This is a genomic window from Burkholderia aenigmatica, assembly GCF_902499175.1.
In the GTDB taxonomy this organism is placed as follows: Bacteria; Pseudomonadota; Gammaproteobacteria; order Burkholderiales; family Burkholderiaceae; genus Burkholderia; species Burkholderia aenigmatica.
The window spans coordinates 27651-41016 of record NZ_CABVQC010000026.1 but is presented as its reverse complement, the minus strand read 5'-3'; the positions used below and the strand labels follow the sequence as shown (position 1 = coordinate 41016).

The 13366-nt window shown below is 67.8% G+C and carries 15 protein-coding genes; 8 read left to right on the top strand and 7 right to left on the bottom strand.

All coding sequences use genetic code 11. The features are described from left to right. Nucleotides 1-5: 5 nt before the first annotated feature. The 7 genes from kdpB to BDO18943_RS19695 form a co-directional block, all read right to left on the bottom strand. The gene (gene kdpB / locus BDO18943_RS19720) at nt 6-2117 is read right to left on the bottom strand and encodes a potassium-transporting ATPase subunit KdpB (RefSeq protein ID WP_175023692.1); all 2112 of its coding nucleotides are present in this window, start codon (nt 2115-2117) and stop codon (nt 6-8) included. Nucleotides 2118-2171: 54 nt separating this feature from the next. After that, entirely contained in the window at nt 2172-3977 is a 1806-nt protein-coding gene (gene kdpA / locus BDO18943_RS19715; protein ID WP_175023691.1) for a potassium-transporting ATPase subunit KdpA, read from the bottom strand. After that, the gene (gene kdpF, locus BDO18943_RS19710; RefSeq protein WP_006752209.1) at nt 3974-4066 is read right to left on the bottom strand and encodes a K(+)-transporting ATPase subunit F; all 93 of its coding nucleotides are present in this window, start codon (nt 4064-4066) and stop codon (nt 3974-3976) included. Before kdpF ends, kdpA begins: the two co-directional genes overlap by 4 nt. Then, nucleotides 4063-4185 carry a hypothetical protein gene (locus BDO18943_RS42980; protein ID WP_256093628.1) on the bottom strand — a complete coding sequence of 41 codons (123 nt, stop codon included), beginning with the start codon at nt 4183-4185 and terminating at the stop codon, nt 4063-4065. The genes kdpF and BDO18943_RS42980 overlap by 4 nt, the downstream gene beginning before the upstream one ends. Before the next feature lie 192 nt (nt 4186-4377). Continuing rightward, nucleotides 4378-5352, bottom strand: a complete 975-nt coding sequence (locus tag BDO18943_RS19705) for a quinone oxidoreductase family protein (protein ID WP_175023690.1) — start codon at nt 5350-5352, stop codon at nt 4378-4380. Nucleotides 5353-5529: 177 nt separating this feature from the next. Beyond that, entirely contained in the window at nt 5530-5922 is a 393-nt protein-coding gene (locus BDO18943_RS19700; RefSeq protein WP_043188929.1) for a methylglyoxal synthase, read from the bottom strand. A 48-nt stretch (nt 5923-5970) separates the two neighbouring features. Next, nucleotides 5971-6750 carry an SDR family oxidoreductase gene (locus tag BDO18943_RS19695; protein ID WP_043188931.1) on the bottom strand — a complete coding sequence of 260 codons (780 nt, stop codon included), beginning with the start codon at nt 6748-6750 and terminating at the stop codon, nt 5971-5973. Nucleotides 6751-6980: 230 nt separating this feature from the next. Between BDO18943_RS19695 and upp the strand changes: the two genes are divergently transcribed. From upp to BDO18943_RS19655, 8 genes are all read left to right on the top strand, one after another. Next, a complete protein-coding gene (gene upp / locus BDO18943_RS19690; RefSeq protein WP_043188934.1) occupies nt 6981-7631 on the top strand; it encodes a uracil phosphoribosyltransferase in 651 nt (216 codons plus the stop codon). A 218-nt stretch (nt 7632-7849) separates the two neighbouring features. Next, nucleotides 7850-8578, top strand: a complete 729-nt coding sequence (locus BDO18943_RS19685) for a YebC/PmpR family DNA-binding transcriptional regulator (protein WP_011352741.1) — start codon at nt 7850-7852, stop codon at nt 8576-8578. A gap of 104 nt (nt 8579-8682) precedes the next feature. Beyond that, nucleotides 8683-9960: a phosphoribosylamine--glycine ligase gene (gene purD, locus BDO18943_RS19680; RefSeq protein WP_175023689.1), complete on the top strand. Its 1278-nt coding sequence runs from the start codon at nt 8683-8685 to the stop codon at nt 9958-9960. A 117-nt stretch (nt 9961-10077) separates the two neighbouring features. Next, nucleotides 10078-11001, top strand: a complete 924-nt coding sequence (gene hemF / locus BDO18943_RS19675) for an oxygen-dependent coproporphyrinogen oxidase (protein ID WP_175023688.1) — start codon at nt 10078-10080, stop codon at nt 10999-11001. Nucleotides 11002-11029: 28 nt separating this feature from the next. Continuing rightward, entirely contained in the window at nt 11030-11731 is a 702-nt protein-coding gene (locus BDO18943_RS19670; RefSeq protein ID WP_175023720.1) for a nicotinate-nucleotide adenylyltransferase, read from the top strand. Between the two features lie 4 nt (nt 11732-11735). Next, nucleotides 11736-12182, top strand: coding sequence for a ribosome silencing factor (gene rsfS / locus BDO18943_RS19665; protein WP_043188944.1), 447 nt, complete (start codon nt 11736-11738; stop codon nt 12180-12182). Nucleotides 12183-12207: 25 nt separating this feature from the next. After that, nucleotides 12208-12678 carry a 23S rRNA (pseudouridine(1915)-N(3))-methyltransferase RlmH gene (gene rlmH / locus BDO18943_RS19660; protein ID WP_011352746.1) on the top strand — a complete coding sequence of 157 codons (471 nt, stop codon included), beginning with the start codon at nt 12208-12210 and terminating at the stop codon, nt 12676-12678. Between the two features lie 51 nt (nt 12679-12729). Beyond that, nucleotides 12730-13362, top strand: a complete 633-nt coding sequence (locus BDO18943_RS19655; RefSeq protein WP_043188946.1) for a Maf family protein — start codon at nt 12730-12732, stop codon at nt 13360-13362. Nucleotides 13363-13366: the final 4 nt, after the last annotated feature.

The following is a 13366-nucleotide window of genomic DNA, read 5'->3' as shown; positions in this document are numbered from 1 at the left end:
CCGGCTCAGGCCCAGCCGAGTGCAGCGAGCGTCATGTCGATCAGCTTGATGAACGGGAACGGCAGCAGCACGCCGCCGAGGCCGTACACCAGCAGGTTGCGGCGCAGGAGCGACGCGGCGCCGAGCGGCCGGTACGTGACGCCCTTCAGCGCCAGCGGGATCAGCGCGACGATGATCAGCGCGTTGAAGATCACCGCCGACAGGATCGCGGACGCCGGCGATGTCAGATGCATGATGTCGAGCACGCGCAGCTGCGGGTACGTCGTCACGAACGCGGCCGGGATGATCGCGAAATACTTCGCGATGTCGTTCGCGATCGAGAACGTCGTCAGCGAACCGCGCGTCATCAGCATCTGCTTGCCGATCTCGACGATCTCGATCAGCTTCGTCGGGTTCGAGTCGAGGTCGACCATGTTGCCGGCTTCCTTCGCCGCCTGCGTACCGGTGTTCATCGCCACGGCGACGTCGGCCTGCGCGAGCGCCGGCGCGTCGTTGGTGCCGTCGCCCGTCATCGCGACGAGGCGCCCTGCCGCCTGGTGCTCGCGGATCGTCGCGAGCTTGGTTTCCGGCGTCGCTTCCGCGAGGAAATCGTCGACCCCCGCTTCCGCCGCGATCGCCGCGGCCGTCAGCCGGTTGTCGCCCGTCACCATCACGGTCTTGATGCCCATCTTGCGCAGTTCCGCGAAGCGCTCCTTGATGCCGCCCTTCACGATGTCCTTCAGCTCGATCACGCCGAGCACGCGCGCCGCGCCTTCATGCAGGTCGGCCACGACGAGCGGCGTGCTGCCGCGGCGCGCGACTTCATCGACCGCGCGGCGCACTTCTTCCGGGAAGCGGCTGCCGTGCGTCTCGACGTAGTTGCGGATCGCGTCGGCCGCGCCCTTGCGGATCTCGCGGCCCGGCGCCCCGGAGGAAGTCCCCTTGGGGGACAGGTCGACGCCGCTCATCCGCGTCTGTGCGGAGAACCCAATGAACGTCGCATGCAGTTGCCCCATGTCGCGCTGGCGAATGTTGAAGCGCTCCTTCGCGAGCACGACGATACTGCGGCCTTCCGGCGTTTCGTCGGCGAGCGACGACAGTTGCGCGGCATCGGCCAGCGCTTCCTCGGTCACGCCCGGCGCCGGCACGAACGTCGATGCCTGACGGTTGCCCAGCGTGATCGTGCCGGTCTTGTCGAGCAGCAGCACATCGACGTCGCCAGCGGCTTCCACCGCACGGCCCGACGTCGCGATCACGTTCGCCTGCATCATCCGGCTCATCCCGGCCACGCCGATCGCGGACAGCAACCCGCCGATCGTCGTCGGAATCAGGCACACGAGCAGCGCGACGAGCGCGGTGATCGTCACCACGTGGCCGGCCTTCATCGCCTCGACCGAGAACATCGAGAACGGCAGCAGCGTTGCGGTGGCCAGCAGCATCACGATCGTCAGCGCGACGAGCAGGATCGTCAGCGCGATCTCGTTCGGCGTCTTCTTGCGCTTTGCGCCTTCGACCATCGCGATCATCCGGTCGAGGAACGCCTCGCCGGGGTTCGCGGTGACCTTGACGACGATCCAGTCGGACAGCACGCGCGTGCCGCCCGTCACCGACGAGAAGTCGCCGCCCGATTCGCGGATCACCGGCGCGGATTCGCCGGTGATCGCCGATTCGTCGACCGACGCGACGCCATCGACCACCTCGCCGTCGGCCGGGATCACGTCACCCGCTTCGACGAGCACGACGTCGCCCTTGCGCAGTTCGGTCGCGGTGGTGATGCGGATCGGCGACTTCGGATGCGGCTCGTTGAGCTTCTTCGCCATCACGTCTTTCTTCGCGCTGCGCAGCGACGCGGCCTGCGCCTTCGAGCGCCCTTCGGCGAGCGCTTCGGCGAAGTTCGCGAACAGCACGGTGAACCAGAGCCACAGCGCGATCGCGAGGATGAAGCCCGCGGGCGCCTCGGCCTGGCCGGCAAGCGCCGCGATCCACAGGATCGTGGTCAGGATGCTGCCGACGTACACGCAGAACATCACCGGATTGCGGAACTGCGTGCGCGGCGTAAGTTTCTTGAACGAGTCCACGATCGCCGGGCGCAGCAGCGCCGGATCGAACATGGACCGTGTTGCGGAATGTTGAGTCATTGCGATCTCTTCAATCTCTTCAGTCTTTTCAATGTGTCGCCATACGGGCGCGCGTTACGCGCCCAGCCACATCATCAGGTGCTCGACGCCCGGGCCGAGCGCAAGCGCCGGCACGTAGGTCAGCGCGCCCACCAGCAGCACGGTGCCGAGCAGCAGCACGACGAACAGCGGACCGTGCGTCGGCAGCGTGCCGCTCGTCACCGCGATGCGCTTCTTCGCGGCCAGCGAGCCGGCGATCGCCAGCACCGGCACGATCGTGCCGAAGCGGCCGAACCACATCGCGATCGCGGTCATCCAGTTGTAGAACGGCGTGCCGACCGTCAGGCCCGCGAACGCGCTGCCGTTGTTGTTGGCGGCCGAGCTGAACGCGTACAGGATTTCCGAGAAGCCATGCGGGCCCGGGTTCGCGATGCCGGCCTTGCCCGCATCGGCGAGCACGGCGATCGACGTGCCGACCAGCACCAGCAGCGGCGTGAGCAGCACGACGATCGACACCATCTTCATCTCGTACGACTCGATCTTCTTGCCGACGTATTCCGGCGTGCGGCCGATCATCAGGCCGGCGACGAACACCGCGAGCAGCGCGAACACGAGCATCCCGTAGAGACCCGAGCCGACCCCGCCGTAGATCACTTCGCCGAGCTGCATCAGCAGCATCGGCACGAGACCGCCGAGCGGCGTCAGCGAATCGTGCATCGTGTCGACCGCGCCGCACGACGCGGCCGTCGTCGCGACCGTGAAGATGCCGGTCTGCGCGATGCCGAAGCGCGTTTCCTTGCCTTCCATGTTGCCGCCCGGCTGCAGCGCGCTCGTCGACTGGTCGACGTGCAGCGCGGCGAGCGTCGGGTTGCCGCCCTGCTCGGCGCTCACCTCGACGCCGATCGCGATCACGAACGCGACCGTCATCGCCGCGAGCACCGCGATGCCCTGCCGGCGGTCGCCGATCACGCGGCCGAACACGAGACACAGCGCGGCCGGGATGATCAGGATCGGGAAGATCTGGATGAAGTTCGCGAACGGCGTCGGGTTCTCGTACGGGTGCGCGGAGTTCGCGTTGAAGAAGCCGCCACCGTTGGTGCCGAGCATCTTGATCGCTTCCTGCGACGCGACCGGGCCCATCGCGAGCGTCTGCTTCGTCAGCTGGGTCGGCACCGTCACCGGGTTGCCCTTGTCGTCCTTCACCGGATTGCCCTGCGCGTCGAGCTTCGGCGCCGCGTAGGTGCTCGTCTGCAGCACCGGCACGTCCTCGTACGCCTTCATGTTCTGGATCACGCCCTGGCTCATCAGCAGCGCGGCGATGACCACCGACATCGGCACGAGCACGTACATCGTCACGCGCGTGAGGTCGACCCAGAAGTTGCCGATCGTCTGCGCGGTATGACGTGCGAAGCCGCGGATCAACGCGATCACGACGACGATGCCGGTTGCGGCCGACAGGAAGTTCTGCACGGTCAGGCCGAGCATCTGCGTCAGGTAGCTGACGGTCTGCTCGGGCGTGTAGTCCTGCCAGTTCGTGTTGGTGACGAAGCTGACGGCCGTGTTGAACGCGCCGTCGACCGTCATCGCGCCGAACTGCTGCGGGTTGCCGGGCAGGAAGCCCTGCAGGCGCAGCAGGCCGTAGAGGAACAGCGCGCCGAGCGCGTTGAACGCGATCGTGGCAACCGCGTACTGCTTCCAGTTCATCTCGCTGCCGGCGTCGACGCCGGCGACACGGTACAGCGCGCGCTCGAGTGGCCCGAACACGCGCACGACACGCGAGCTGCCGTCCATCACCGCGGACAGGTAGCGTGCGACCGGAACGGCCGCCGCCAGCAGCACGACGATGAAGAGCACCGTTTGAAAGAGATTGTTCGCGTTCATTCAATGTCCTCCGCGCGCAGCAGCGCAAAGACGAGATACGCGAACAGCAGGGCCGTCGAGGCGCCCGCCAGCCAAAGCATCCAGGTCATGCCCGCCCCCCGCGACCGTATTGCACGAGCTTGTCGCAACCGGCAATCAAACCGAGGATCAGCGCGGTGAAGAGCACCAGTGCGCCGATGAAAACCCCATCCATTTTTCTGTTCTCCATCGTCGAAATCAGACGACTAGAACCTTATGGGAACGCACGTAAAGGACGGGTCAAAGGTATCGGGGCGGGTATAAAAAACGCGTAAACGTGGAATTCGGGGAAGGACGGCGGGAACCGGAAGGCAGGACGGACGGCGCGGCGGCGCCGCCCGGAAAGGCGCGTGCCGGCGTGGCGCCGGCACGAGGGGACGGGTCAGGGAACGAGGATCGTCGAGCCGGTGGTCTTGCGCGCTTCGAGATCTTCATGCGCGCGGGCAACTTCCGCGAGCGGATAGCGCTGGTTGATGCTCGTCTTCACCTTGCCCGACAGCAGCACGTCGAACAGCTCGGCGGCAGCGGATTCGAGATCGGCGCGCTTCGCGATGTACGAGAACAGCGTCGGGCGCGTAAAGAACAGCGAGCCGCGCGACGAGAATTCCTTCGAGTCGATCGGCGGCAGCGGGCCCGACGCATTGCCGAAGCTGACGAACAGCCCGAGCGGCGCGAGGCTGTCGAGCGAGCCGATGTAGGTGTCCTTGCCGATCGAGTCGTAGACGACCGGCACGCCCGCGCCGTTCGTGATCTCCTTCACGCGCTGCGTGAAGTTCTCGCGCGTGTAGACGATCGGATGGTCGCAACCGTGCGCCTTCGCGAGCGCGGCTTTCTCGTCGGAGCCGACCGTCCCGATCACGGTCGCGCCGAGCGCCTTCGCCCACTGGCATACGAGCAGGCCGACGCCGCCGGCTGCCGCGTGGATCAGGATCGTGTCGCCGGCCTTCACCGGATACGTGCGGCGCAGCAGGTAGTGCGCGGTCAGGCCCTGCAGCATCACCGACGCCGCGTCGTCGTAGCTGATGCCGTCCGGCAGCTTCACGAGCCGCTCGGCCGGCATCACGCGCTCCTGCGCGTACGCGCCCGGCGGCTGCCCGACGTACGCGACGCGGTCGCCCGCCTTGAGCGCCGTCACGCCTTCGCCGACGGCCGTCACCTCGCCCGCCGCCTCCATCCCGAGACCGCCGGGCAGCGATTGCGGGTAAAGGCCGGTGCGGAAATAGACGTCGATGTAGTTGAGGCCGACCGCATGCTGCCGGATGCGGACTTCACCCGCCTTCGGTTCGCCGACCTCGACATCGACCCACTTCATCACGTCCGGGCCGCCCGGCTGGTCGTATCGGATTGCTTTCGGCATCGTTTCGCTCCTCGTTTCTGATTCGGTCAGGGAAAAATCCGGGTCGCCGATACGCGAACCGGCCGATTCAGGCGGGAACCGGGCGGCAGGCGCGCGTCGCGACGCACGATTCTCGCCCGACGCCGCCAACCGTGCATGGCCCTGCCGCCAGCAGGGGCAATCGGGCGCGAACCGCGCCTAGCACACGTCCTGCATGTTGCGCGCCAGATCGTCGAGCAGCATCCGCGCGGTGGCGACGTTCGTCGCGACCGGCACGTCGTGCACGTCGCACGCGCGCACGAGCGCGGTGATGTCGGGGTCGTGCGGCTGCGCGGTCATCGGGTCGCGCAGGAACACGACAATGTCGATGCGGCCGTCGGCCAGTTCCGCACCGATCTGCAGATCGCCGCCGAGCGGCCCCGACAGCTTGCGCTCGACCTCGAGCCCGTGCGCGTCCGCGATGCGGCCGCCCGTCGTGCCGGTCGCCACCAGCCGGCATTGCGCGAGCGTCGTGCGGAATTCGCCCGCGAGCGCGACGATCTCGTCTTTCTTCGCGTCGTGCGCAATCAATGCGATGCGGGGTTTGCTCATCTCCAGATCCTTCGTTTGAGGTTGTCGTCGTGAAAGGCGGTGCGCTCGTCAGAACGTGCCCGGATACGCGCCGCCGTCGAGCAGCCAGTTCTGCCCGGTGATGTAGCCGGCATGCACGCTGCACAGGAACGCGCACGCCGCGCCGAATTCCGCACGTGTGCCGAGACGGCCGGCCGGAATGTCCTTCGTGCGCCGCGCGCGCAGCTCGTCGACCGTCACCCCCTGCGCCTTCGCCGACGCGGCGAGCGTGGTCGCGATCCGGTCGGTGTCGAACAGGCCCGGCAGCAGGTTGTTGATCGTCACGCCCTGCCCCGCGACCTTGCGCGACAGCCCCGCGACGAAGCCGGTCAGCCCCGAGCGTGCGCCGTTCGACAGCGCGAGCACGTCGATCGGTGCCTTCACGGCCGAGCTCGTGATGTTGACGATCCGGCCGAAGCCGCGCGCGATCATCCCGTCGAGGGTCGCGCGGATCAGCTCGATCGGCGTCAGCATGTTCGATTCGAGCGCGCGGATCCAGTCGTCGTGCGAGAAGTCGCGGAAGTCGCCGGGCGGCGGCCCGCCGGCATTCGTCACGAGAATGTCCGGCTGCGGGCAGGCGGCGAGCGCGGCCGCGCGCCCGTCCGGCGTCGTGATGTCGCAGGCGACCGAAGTCACCGACACGTTCGCGCCGGCGCGGATCTCCTCCGCGGTTTCCTCCAGCGTGTCGCGCGTGCGCGCGACGATCACGAGGTTCACGCCCTCGGCGGCCAGCGCTTCCGCGCAGCCGCGTCCGAGCCCCTTGCTGGCCGCGCACACGAGCGCGGTCTTTCCTGCGATGCCGAGATCCATCATCGATTCCTTGGTGGCGACACGCGCCGGCGCGGCCCCGGCGTGCCGGCGCCTGGACCCCGGGCGGGTCAGGCGGGCAATCGGGCGGGCGCAGGCGCGCGGATTGTCGTGAGACGTCGATATTATCCGGATCATGCGGCGCGCCTTGGTAAAATTGCGGACATAAGCGCGCGGCCGGCTTGCGCCCGCCGCCGCCCCCGATCCTCTTTTGCCGCCAAGGCGCCCCCGTCATGAAACAGGACAGCCGTTTCCCGAATCTCTTCATCACCGATCACCCGCTGATCCAGCACAAGCTCACGCACATGCGCGACAAGGACACGTCCACGCGCACGTTCCGCGAGCTGCTGCGCGAAATCACGCTGCTGATGGGTTACGAGATCACCCGCAACCTGCCGATCACGACCAAGCGGGTCGAAACCCCGCTCGTCGAGGTCGACGCGCCGGTGATCGCGGGCAAGAAGCTGGCGATCGTGCCGGTGCTGCGCGCCGGCATCGGGATGTCGGACGGCCTGCTCGACCTGGTTCCGTCCGCACGCGTCGGCCACATCGGCGTGTACCGCGCCGAGGATCACCGCCCGGTCGAGTACCTGGTGCGCCTGCCGGATCTGGAAGACCGCATCTTCATCCTGTGCGACCCGATGGTCGCGACCGGCTACTCGGCCGTGCACGCGGTCGACGTGCTGAAGCGCCGCAACGTGCCGGCCGCGAACATCATGTTCGTCGCGCTGGTCGCCGCGCCCGAAGGCGTGCAGGTGTTCCAGGACGCGCACCCGGACGTGAAGCTGTTCGTCGCGTCGCTCGATTCGCACCTGAACGAGCACGCGTACATCGTGCCGGGCCTCGGCGACGCGGGCGACCGCCTGTTCGGCACCAAGAACTGACGCACCGGCACGGCCGCGCGGCGCGCGGCACGGCACGCGACGGCCTGCCCGGCCGTTCGGCCATGCGCGGCGCCCCCGATCCGGCGGTCGCCGCGTGATAAAATCTCGATCCACTCGACACGCGCGGCCCCGCGGCTTCATGCCCGCCGAAACGGCCGCCGATTCAACGACACATTGAAACAATCGCCCGCGCTGCGCGCCCGGGCACGGAGAAAGGTATGGCTGGTCATTCGAAATGGGCCAACATCAAGCATAAGAAGGCAGCGGCCGACGCGAAGCGCGGCAAGATCTGGACCCGCCTGATCAAGGAAATCCAGGTCGCGGCGCGCCTCGGCGGCGGCGACGTCAACTCGAACCCGCGCCTGCGTCTCGCGGTCGACAAGGCGGCCGACGCGAACATGCCGAAGGACAACGTCAAGCGCGCGATCGATCGCGGCGTCGGCGGCGCGGATGGCGCGAACTACGAGGAAATCCGTTACGAAGGCTACGGCATCAGCGGCGCGGCGATCATCGTCGACACGCTGACCGACAACCGCACCCGCACGGTCGCGGAAGTCCGTCACGCGTTCTCGAAGTTCGGCGGCAACATGGGCACCGACGGCTCGGTCGCGTTCATGTTCGATCACGTCGGCCAGTTCCTGTTCGCACCGGGCACGTCGGAAGACGCGCTGATGGAAGCCGCGCTCGAAGCCGGCGCGAACGACGTGAACACGAACGACGACGGTTCGATCGAAGTGCTGTGCGACTGGCAGGCATTCTCGGCGGTGAAGGACGCGCTCGAAGCCGGCGGCTTCAAGGCCGAACTCGCCGAAGTGACGATGAAGCCGCAGAACGAAGTCGAATTCACCGGCGACGACGCGGCGAAGATGCAGAAGCTCCTGGACGCGCTCGAGAACCTCGACGACGTGCAGGACGTGTATACGAACGCCGTCATCGTCGAGGAATGATGTGCCGGCCGCCGTGCTCCTGTCGCGGCGGCGGCCCGACCGAATCCGCGGCCGGCGCGCCTGAGCGTGCCGGCCGCCCTGTTTTCTAGTCTGCGGGGAATCCCATGAAACTACTCGTCGTCGGTTCCGGCGGCCGCGAACATGCGCTGGCGTGGAAGCTCGCGCAGTCGCCGCGCGTCCAGATGGTCTACGTCGCGCCCGGCAATGGCGGCACGGCGCAGGACGAGCGTCTGAAGAACGTCGACATCACGGCGCTCGACGAACTCGCCGATTTCGCGGAACGCGAAGGCGTCGCGTTCACGCTCGTCGGGCCGGAAGCGCCGCTCGCGGCCGGCATCGTCAACCTGTTCCGCGCACGCGGCCTGAAGGTCTTCGGCCCGACCCGCGAAGCCGCGCAGCTCGAGAGCTCGAAGGATTTCGCAAAGGCGTTCATGAAGCGCCACGGCATCCCGACCGCCGAGTACGAGACGTTCTCCGACGTGGCCGCCGCGCACGCGTACATCGACGCGAAGGGTGCGCCGATCGTCGTGAAGGCCGACGGCCTCGCGGCCGGCAAGGGCGTCGTCGTCGCGATGACGCTGGAAGAAGCACACGAAGCCGTCGACATGATGCTGTCGGGCAACAAGCTCGGCGACGCCGGCGCGCGCGTCGTGATCGAGGAATTCCTCGATGGCGAGGAAGCGAGCTTCATCGTGATGGTCGACGGCAAGCACGCGCTGGCACTGGCATCCAGCCAGGACCACAAGCGCCTGCTGGATGAAGACCGCGGCCCGAACACCGGCGGCATGGGTGCGTACTCCCCTGCCCCGATCGTCACGCCGCAGATGCACGCACGCGTGATGCGCGAGATCATCATGCCGACCGTGCGCGGGATGGAGAAGGACGGCATCCGCTTCACCGGCTTCCTGTATGCGGGCCTGATGATCGACAAGGAAGGCAATCCGCGCACGCTGGAATTCAACTGCCGCATGGGCGACCCGGAAACGCAGCCGATCATGGCGCGCCTGAAGAGCGATTTCTCGAAGGTCGTCGAGCAGGCGATCGCGGGCACGCTCGACACGGTCGAGCTCGACTGGGACCGCCGCACCGCGCTTGGCGTCGTGCTGGCCGCGCACGGTTATCCGGACGCGCCGCGCAAGGGCGACCGCATCAACGGAATCCCGGCCGAAACCGAGCAGGCGGTTACGTTCCACGCGGGCACGACGCTCGACGGCGACAAGCTGACGACGGCCGGCGGCCGCGTGCTGTGCGTGGTCGGCCTCGCCGATTCGGTACGTGAAGCGCAGCAGCATGCGTACGAGACGATCAACCAGATCAATTTCGAAGGCATGCAGTACCGCCGCGACATCGGCTTCCGCGCGCTCAACCGCAAGAGCGCTTAAGTCGCAATCGCCGCCCCGCCCTCGCGCGGCGGCGGCCCCTCTGCCGGGGTTCGATAGAATGCCCGGCAGAAGCTTTTTTTACGGCCCCCGCTTCGGGCGGGGGCACCCAGTCCAGACATGACCGATTCGACCTACGACGTAGCGCGCGTGCGCACGTACCTCCAGGGCCTGCAGACACGCATCGCCGACGCGCTCGGCGCGCTCGACGGCACGCCGCTCGCGACCGACGCATGGCAGCGCGGGCCGGACGAACGCCTGCGCGGCGGCGGCTGCACGCGGATTCTCGAAGGCGGCCGCGTGTTCGAACGCGCGGGGATCGGCTTTTCCGACGTCGCGGGCGATGCGCTGCCGCCGTCGGCGAGCGCGGCGCGCCCGCAGCTCGCGGGCCGCGGTTTCGAGGCGCTCGGCGTGTCGCTGGTGCTGCACCCGCGCAATCCGTACTGCCCGACCGTGCACATGAACGTGCGGATGCTGATCGCGACGAAGCCGGGCGAAGAGCCCGTATTCTGGTTCGGCGGCGGCATGGATCTGACACCGGTTTACGGTTTCGAGGACGACGCCCGGCATTTCCACCAGACCTGCAAGGATGCGCTCGATCCGTTCGGCGTCGAGCTCTACCCGCGCTTCAAGAAATGGTGCGACGAGTATTTCTTCCTGAAGCACCGCAACGAGATGCGCGGCATCGGCGGGATCTTCTTCGACGATTTCTCGGAGCCCGGTTTCGAACGCTCGTTTGACATGATGCAAAGCGTCGGCGACGCGTTCCTGCAGGCCTACCTGCCGATCGTCGAGCGCCGCGCGGAGCTGCCGTACGGCGAGCGCGAGCGCGACTTCCAGGCGTACCGCCGCGGCCGCTACGTCGAATTCAACCTCGTGTTCGACCGCGGCACGTTGTTCGGCCTGCAAAGCGGCGGCCGGACCGAGTCGATCCTGATGTCGATGCCGCCGGTCGCGAACTGGCGCTACAACTGGCAACCCGAACCGGGTTCGCCGGAAGCGCGCCTGTACAGCGACTTCATCGTGCCGCGCGACTGGGTCTGACCCCTGCTTCAAGAGAAAGGACGCGTTTCTGGACACCACCGCCCGCCCCGCCCCGCTGCCGCGTCGTATCGGCCTGCTGGGCGGCACTTTCGACCCGATCCACGACGGCCATCTCGCGCTCGCCCGCCGGTTCGCCGAGCTGCTCGGCCTGACCGAACTCGTGCTGCTGCCCGCCGGGCAGCCGTACCAGAAGCACGACGTGTCGGCCGCCGAGCATCGGCTCGCGATGACGCGCGCGGCCGCCGGCTCGCTGTCCGTGCCGGGCGTGACCGTGACCGTCGCCACCGACGAGATCGACCACACCGGCCCGACCTACACGGTCGAGACGCTCGCGCGCTGGCGCGAGCGGATCGGCCCTGACGCGTCGCTGTCGATGCTGATCGGCGCCGATCAGCTCGTGCGCCTCGACACGTGGCGCGACTGGCGCAAACTGTTCGATTACGCGCACATCTGCGTGTCGACGCGCCCGGGCTTCGACCTCGGCGCGGCGCCGCCGGACGTCGCGCAGGAAATCGCCGCGCGGCAGGCCGGCGCCGACGTGCTGAAGGCCACGCCGGCAGGCCACCTGCTGATCGATACGACCCTTTCGTTCGACATTGCCGCGACCGACATCCGCGCCCACCTGCGCGAATGCATCGCGCGCCATGCGCAAATGCCCGACGCGTCGGCCGAGCATGTGCCGGCCGCCGTATGGGCCTATATTCTTCAACATCGCCTCTACCATTCCTGAATCCATGGATATTCGCAAACTGCAGCGCGTGATCGTCGACGCCCTCGAAGACGTCAAGGCGCAAGACATCAAGGTGTTCAACACCAGCCACCTGACCGAACTGTTCGACCGCGTGGTCGTCGCTTCGGGCACCTCCAACCGCCAGACCAAGGCCCTCGCGTCGAGCGTGCGTGACAAGGTCAAGGAAGCCGGCGGCGACATCGTCAGCTCCGAGGGCGAAGACACCGGCGAATGGGTGCTCGTCGACTGCGGCGACGCGGTCGTGCACATTCTGCAACCGGCCCTGCGCCAGTACTACAACCTCGAGGAAATCTGGGGCGACAAGCCCGTGCGGATGAAGCTCGGCGGCGGCAAGGGGAACGGCTTCGCCACGGCCAGCGAAAGCGACGAGGACGAAGAGGAAGCCGCGCCCGCACGCCCGGCGCGCAAGACGGCCGCCCGCCGCCGTTGAGCCCCGAGTCGTTACGCATCTCCCGATGAAGCTTTTCATCCTTGCGGTCGGCCACAAGATGCCGGGCTGGATCGCATCCGGCTTCGACGAATACACGAAGCGGATGCCGCCCGAGCTGCGCATCGAGTTGCGCGAGATCAAGCCCGAACTGCGTTCGGGCGGCCGCAGCGCCGAAAGCGTGATGGCGGCCGAGCGCCAGAAGATCGAGGCCGCGCTGCCGAAAGGCGCGCGCCTCGTCGCGCTCGACGAGCGCGGCCGCGACTGGACCACGATGCAGCTCGCGCAGGCACTGCCCGGCTGGCAGCAGGACGGCCGCGACGTCGCCTTCGTGATCGGCGGTGCCGACGGGCTCGATCCGGAACTGAAAGCCCGCGCCGACACGCTGCTGCGCATCTCGAGCATGACGCTGCCGCACGGGATGGTGCGGGTGCTGCTCGCCGAACAGCTTTACCGGGCGTGGAGCATCACGCAGAATCACCCCTACCACCGCGCATGACGTGTCGTCCTCGAGACGCGCGACACGCGCGCTCACCGAGATAACGACACCATGCCGTCCAGCACGTCCCCCGCGCTTTTCCCGACTCTTTACCTCGCTTCGCAAAGTCCGCGCCGCCAGGAGCTGCTGCAGCAGATCGGCGTGCGCTTCGAGCTGCTGCTGCCGCGCCCCGACGAGGACGCCGAGGCGCTCGAGGCCGAGCTGCCCGGCGAAGCCGCCGATGCCTACGTGCGGCGCGTGACCATCGCGAAGGCCGAGGCTGCGCGTGCGCGCCTCGTCGCGAGCGGCAAGCCCGCCTCGCCGGTGCTGGTCGCCGATACGACCGTCACGATCGACGGCGCGATCCTCGGCAAGCCGGCCGACGCCGACGACGCGCTGGCGATGCTGACGCGCCTCGCGGGCCGCGAACACGCGGTGCTGACCGCCGTCGCGGTGATCGATGCGGACGGCGAACTGCTGCCGCCCGCGCTGTCGCGCTCGTCGGTGCGCTTCGCAACCGCATCGCGCGACGCGTATGCACGCTACGTCGAATCGGGCGAGCCGTTCGGCAAGGCCGGCGCGTATGCGATCCAGGGACGCGCGGCCGAATTCATCGAGCGAATCGACGGTTCCCATTCAGGTATCATGGGTCTGCCCCTTTTTGAGACTGCCGCGCTGCTCCGCACCGCGCGCGTCGCCTTCTGAACCC

Excerpts from the sequence above, each read along its gene's own strand:
- upp (WP_043188934.1), top strand. The coding sequence starts at position 6,981 with ATGAAACAGGACAGCCGTTTCCCGAATCTCTTCATCACCGATCACCCG.
- BDO18943_RS19705 (WP_175023690.1), bottom strand. The coding sequence starts at position 5,352 with ATGCCGAAAGCAATCCGATACGACCAGCCGGGCGGCCCGGACGTGATG.
- kdpF (WP_006752209.1), bottom strand. The coding sequence starts at position 4,066 with ATGACCTGGATGCTTTGGCTGGCGGGCGCCTCGACGGCCCTGCTGTTC.
- purD (WP_175023689.1), top strand. The coding sequence starts at position 8,683 with ATGAAACTACTCGTCGTCGGTTCCGGCGGCCGCGAACATGCGCTGGCG.
- BDO18943_RS19685 (WP_011352741.1), top strand. The coding sequence starts at position 7,850 with ATGGCTGGTCATTCGAAATGGGCCAACATCAAGCATAAGAAGGCAGCG.
- BDO18943_RS19695 (WP_043188931.1), bottom strand. The coding sequence starts at position 6,750 with ATGGATCTCGGCATCGCAGGAAAGACCGCGCTCGTGTGCGCGGCCAGC.
- BDO18943_RS19655 (WP_043188946.1), top strand. The coding sequence starts at position 12,730 with ATGCCGTCCAGCACGTCCCCCGCGCTTTTCCCGACTCTTTACCTCGCT.
- kdpB (WP_175023692.1), bottom strand. The coding sequence starts at position 2,117 with ATGACTCAACATTCCGCAACACGGTCCATGTTCGATCCGGCGCTGCTG.
- hemF (WP_175023688.1), top strand. The coding sequence starts at position 10,078 with ATGACCGATTCGACCTACGACGTAGCGCGCGTGCGCACGTACCTCCAG.
- kdpA (WP_175023691.1), bottom strand. The coding sequence starts at position 3,977 with ATGAACGCGAACAATCTCTTTCAAACGGTGCTCTTCATCGTCGTGCTG.
- BDO18943_RS42980 (WP_256093628.1), bottom strand. The coding sequence starts at position 4,185 with ATGGAGAACAGAAAAATGGATGGGGTTTTCATCGGCGCACTGGTGCTC.
- rlmH (WP_011352746.1), top strand. The coding sequence starts at position 12,208 with ATGAAGCTTTTCATCCTTGCGGTCGGCCACAAGATGCCGGGCTGGATC.
- BDO18943_RS19700 (WP_043188929.1), bottom strand. The coding sequence starts at position 5,922 with ATGAGCAAACCCCGCATCGCATTGATTGCGCACGACGCGAAGAAAGAC.
- rsfS (WP_043188944.1), top strand. The coding sequence starts at position 11,736 with ATGGATATTCGCAAACTGCAGCGCGTGATCGTCGACGCCCTCGAAGAC.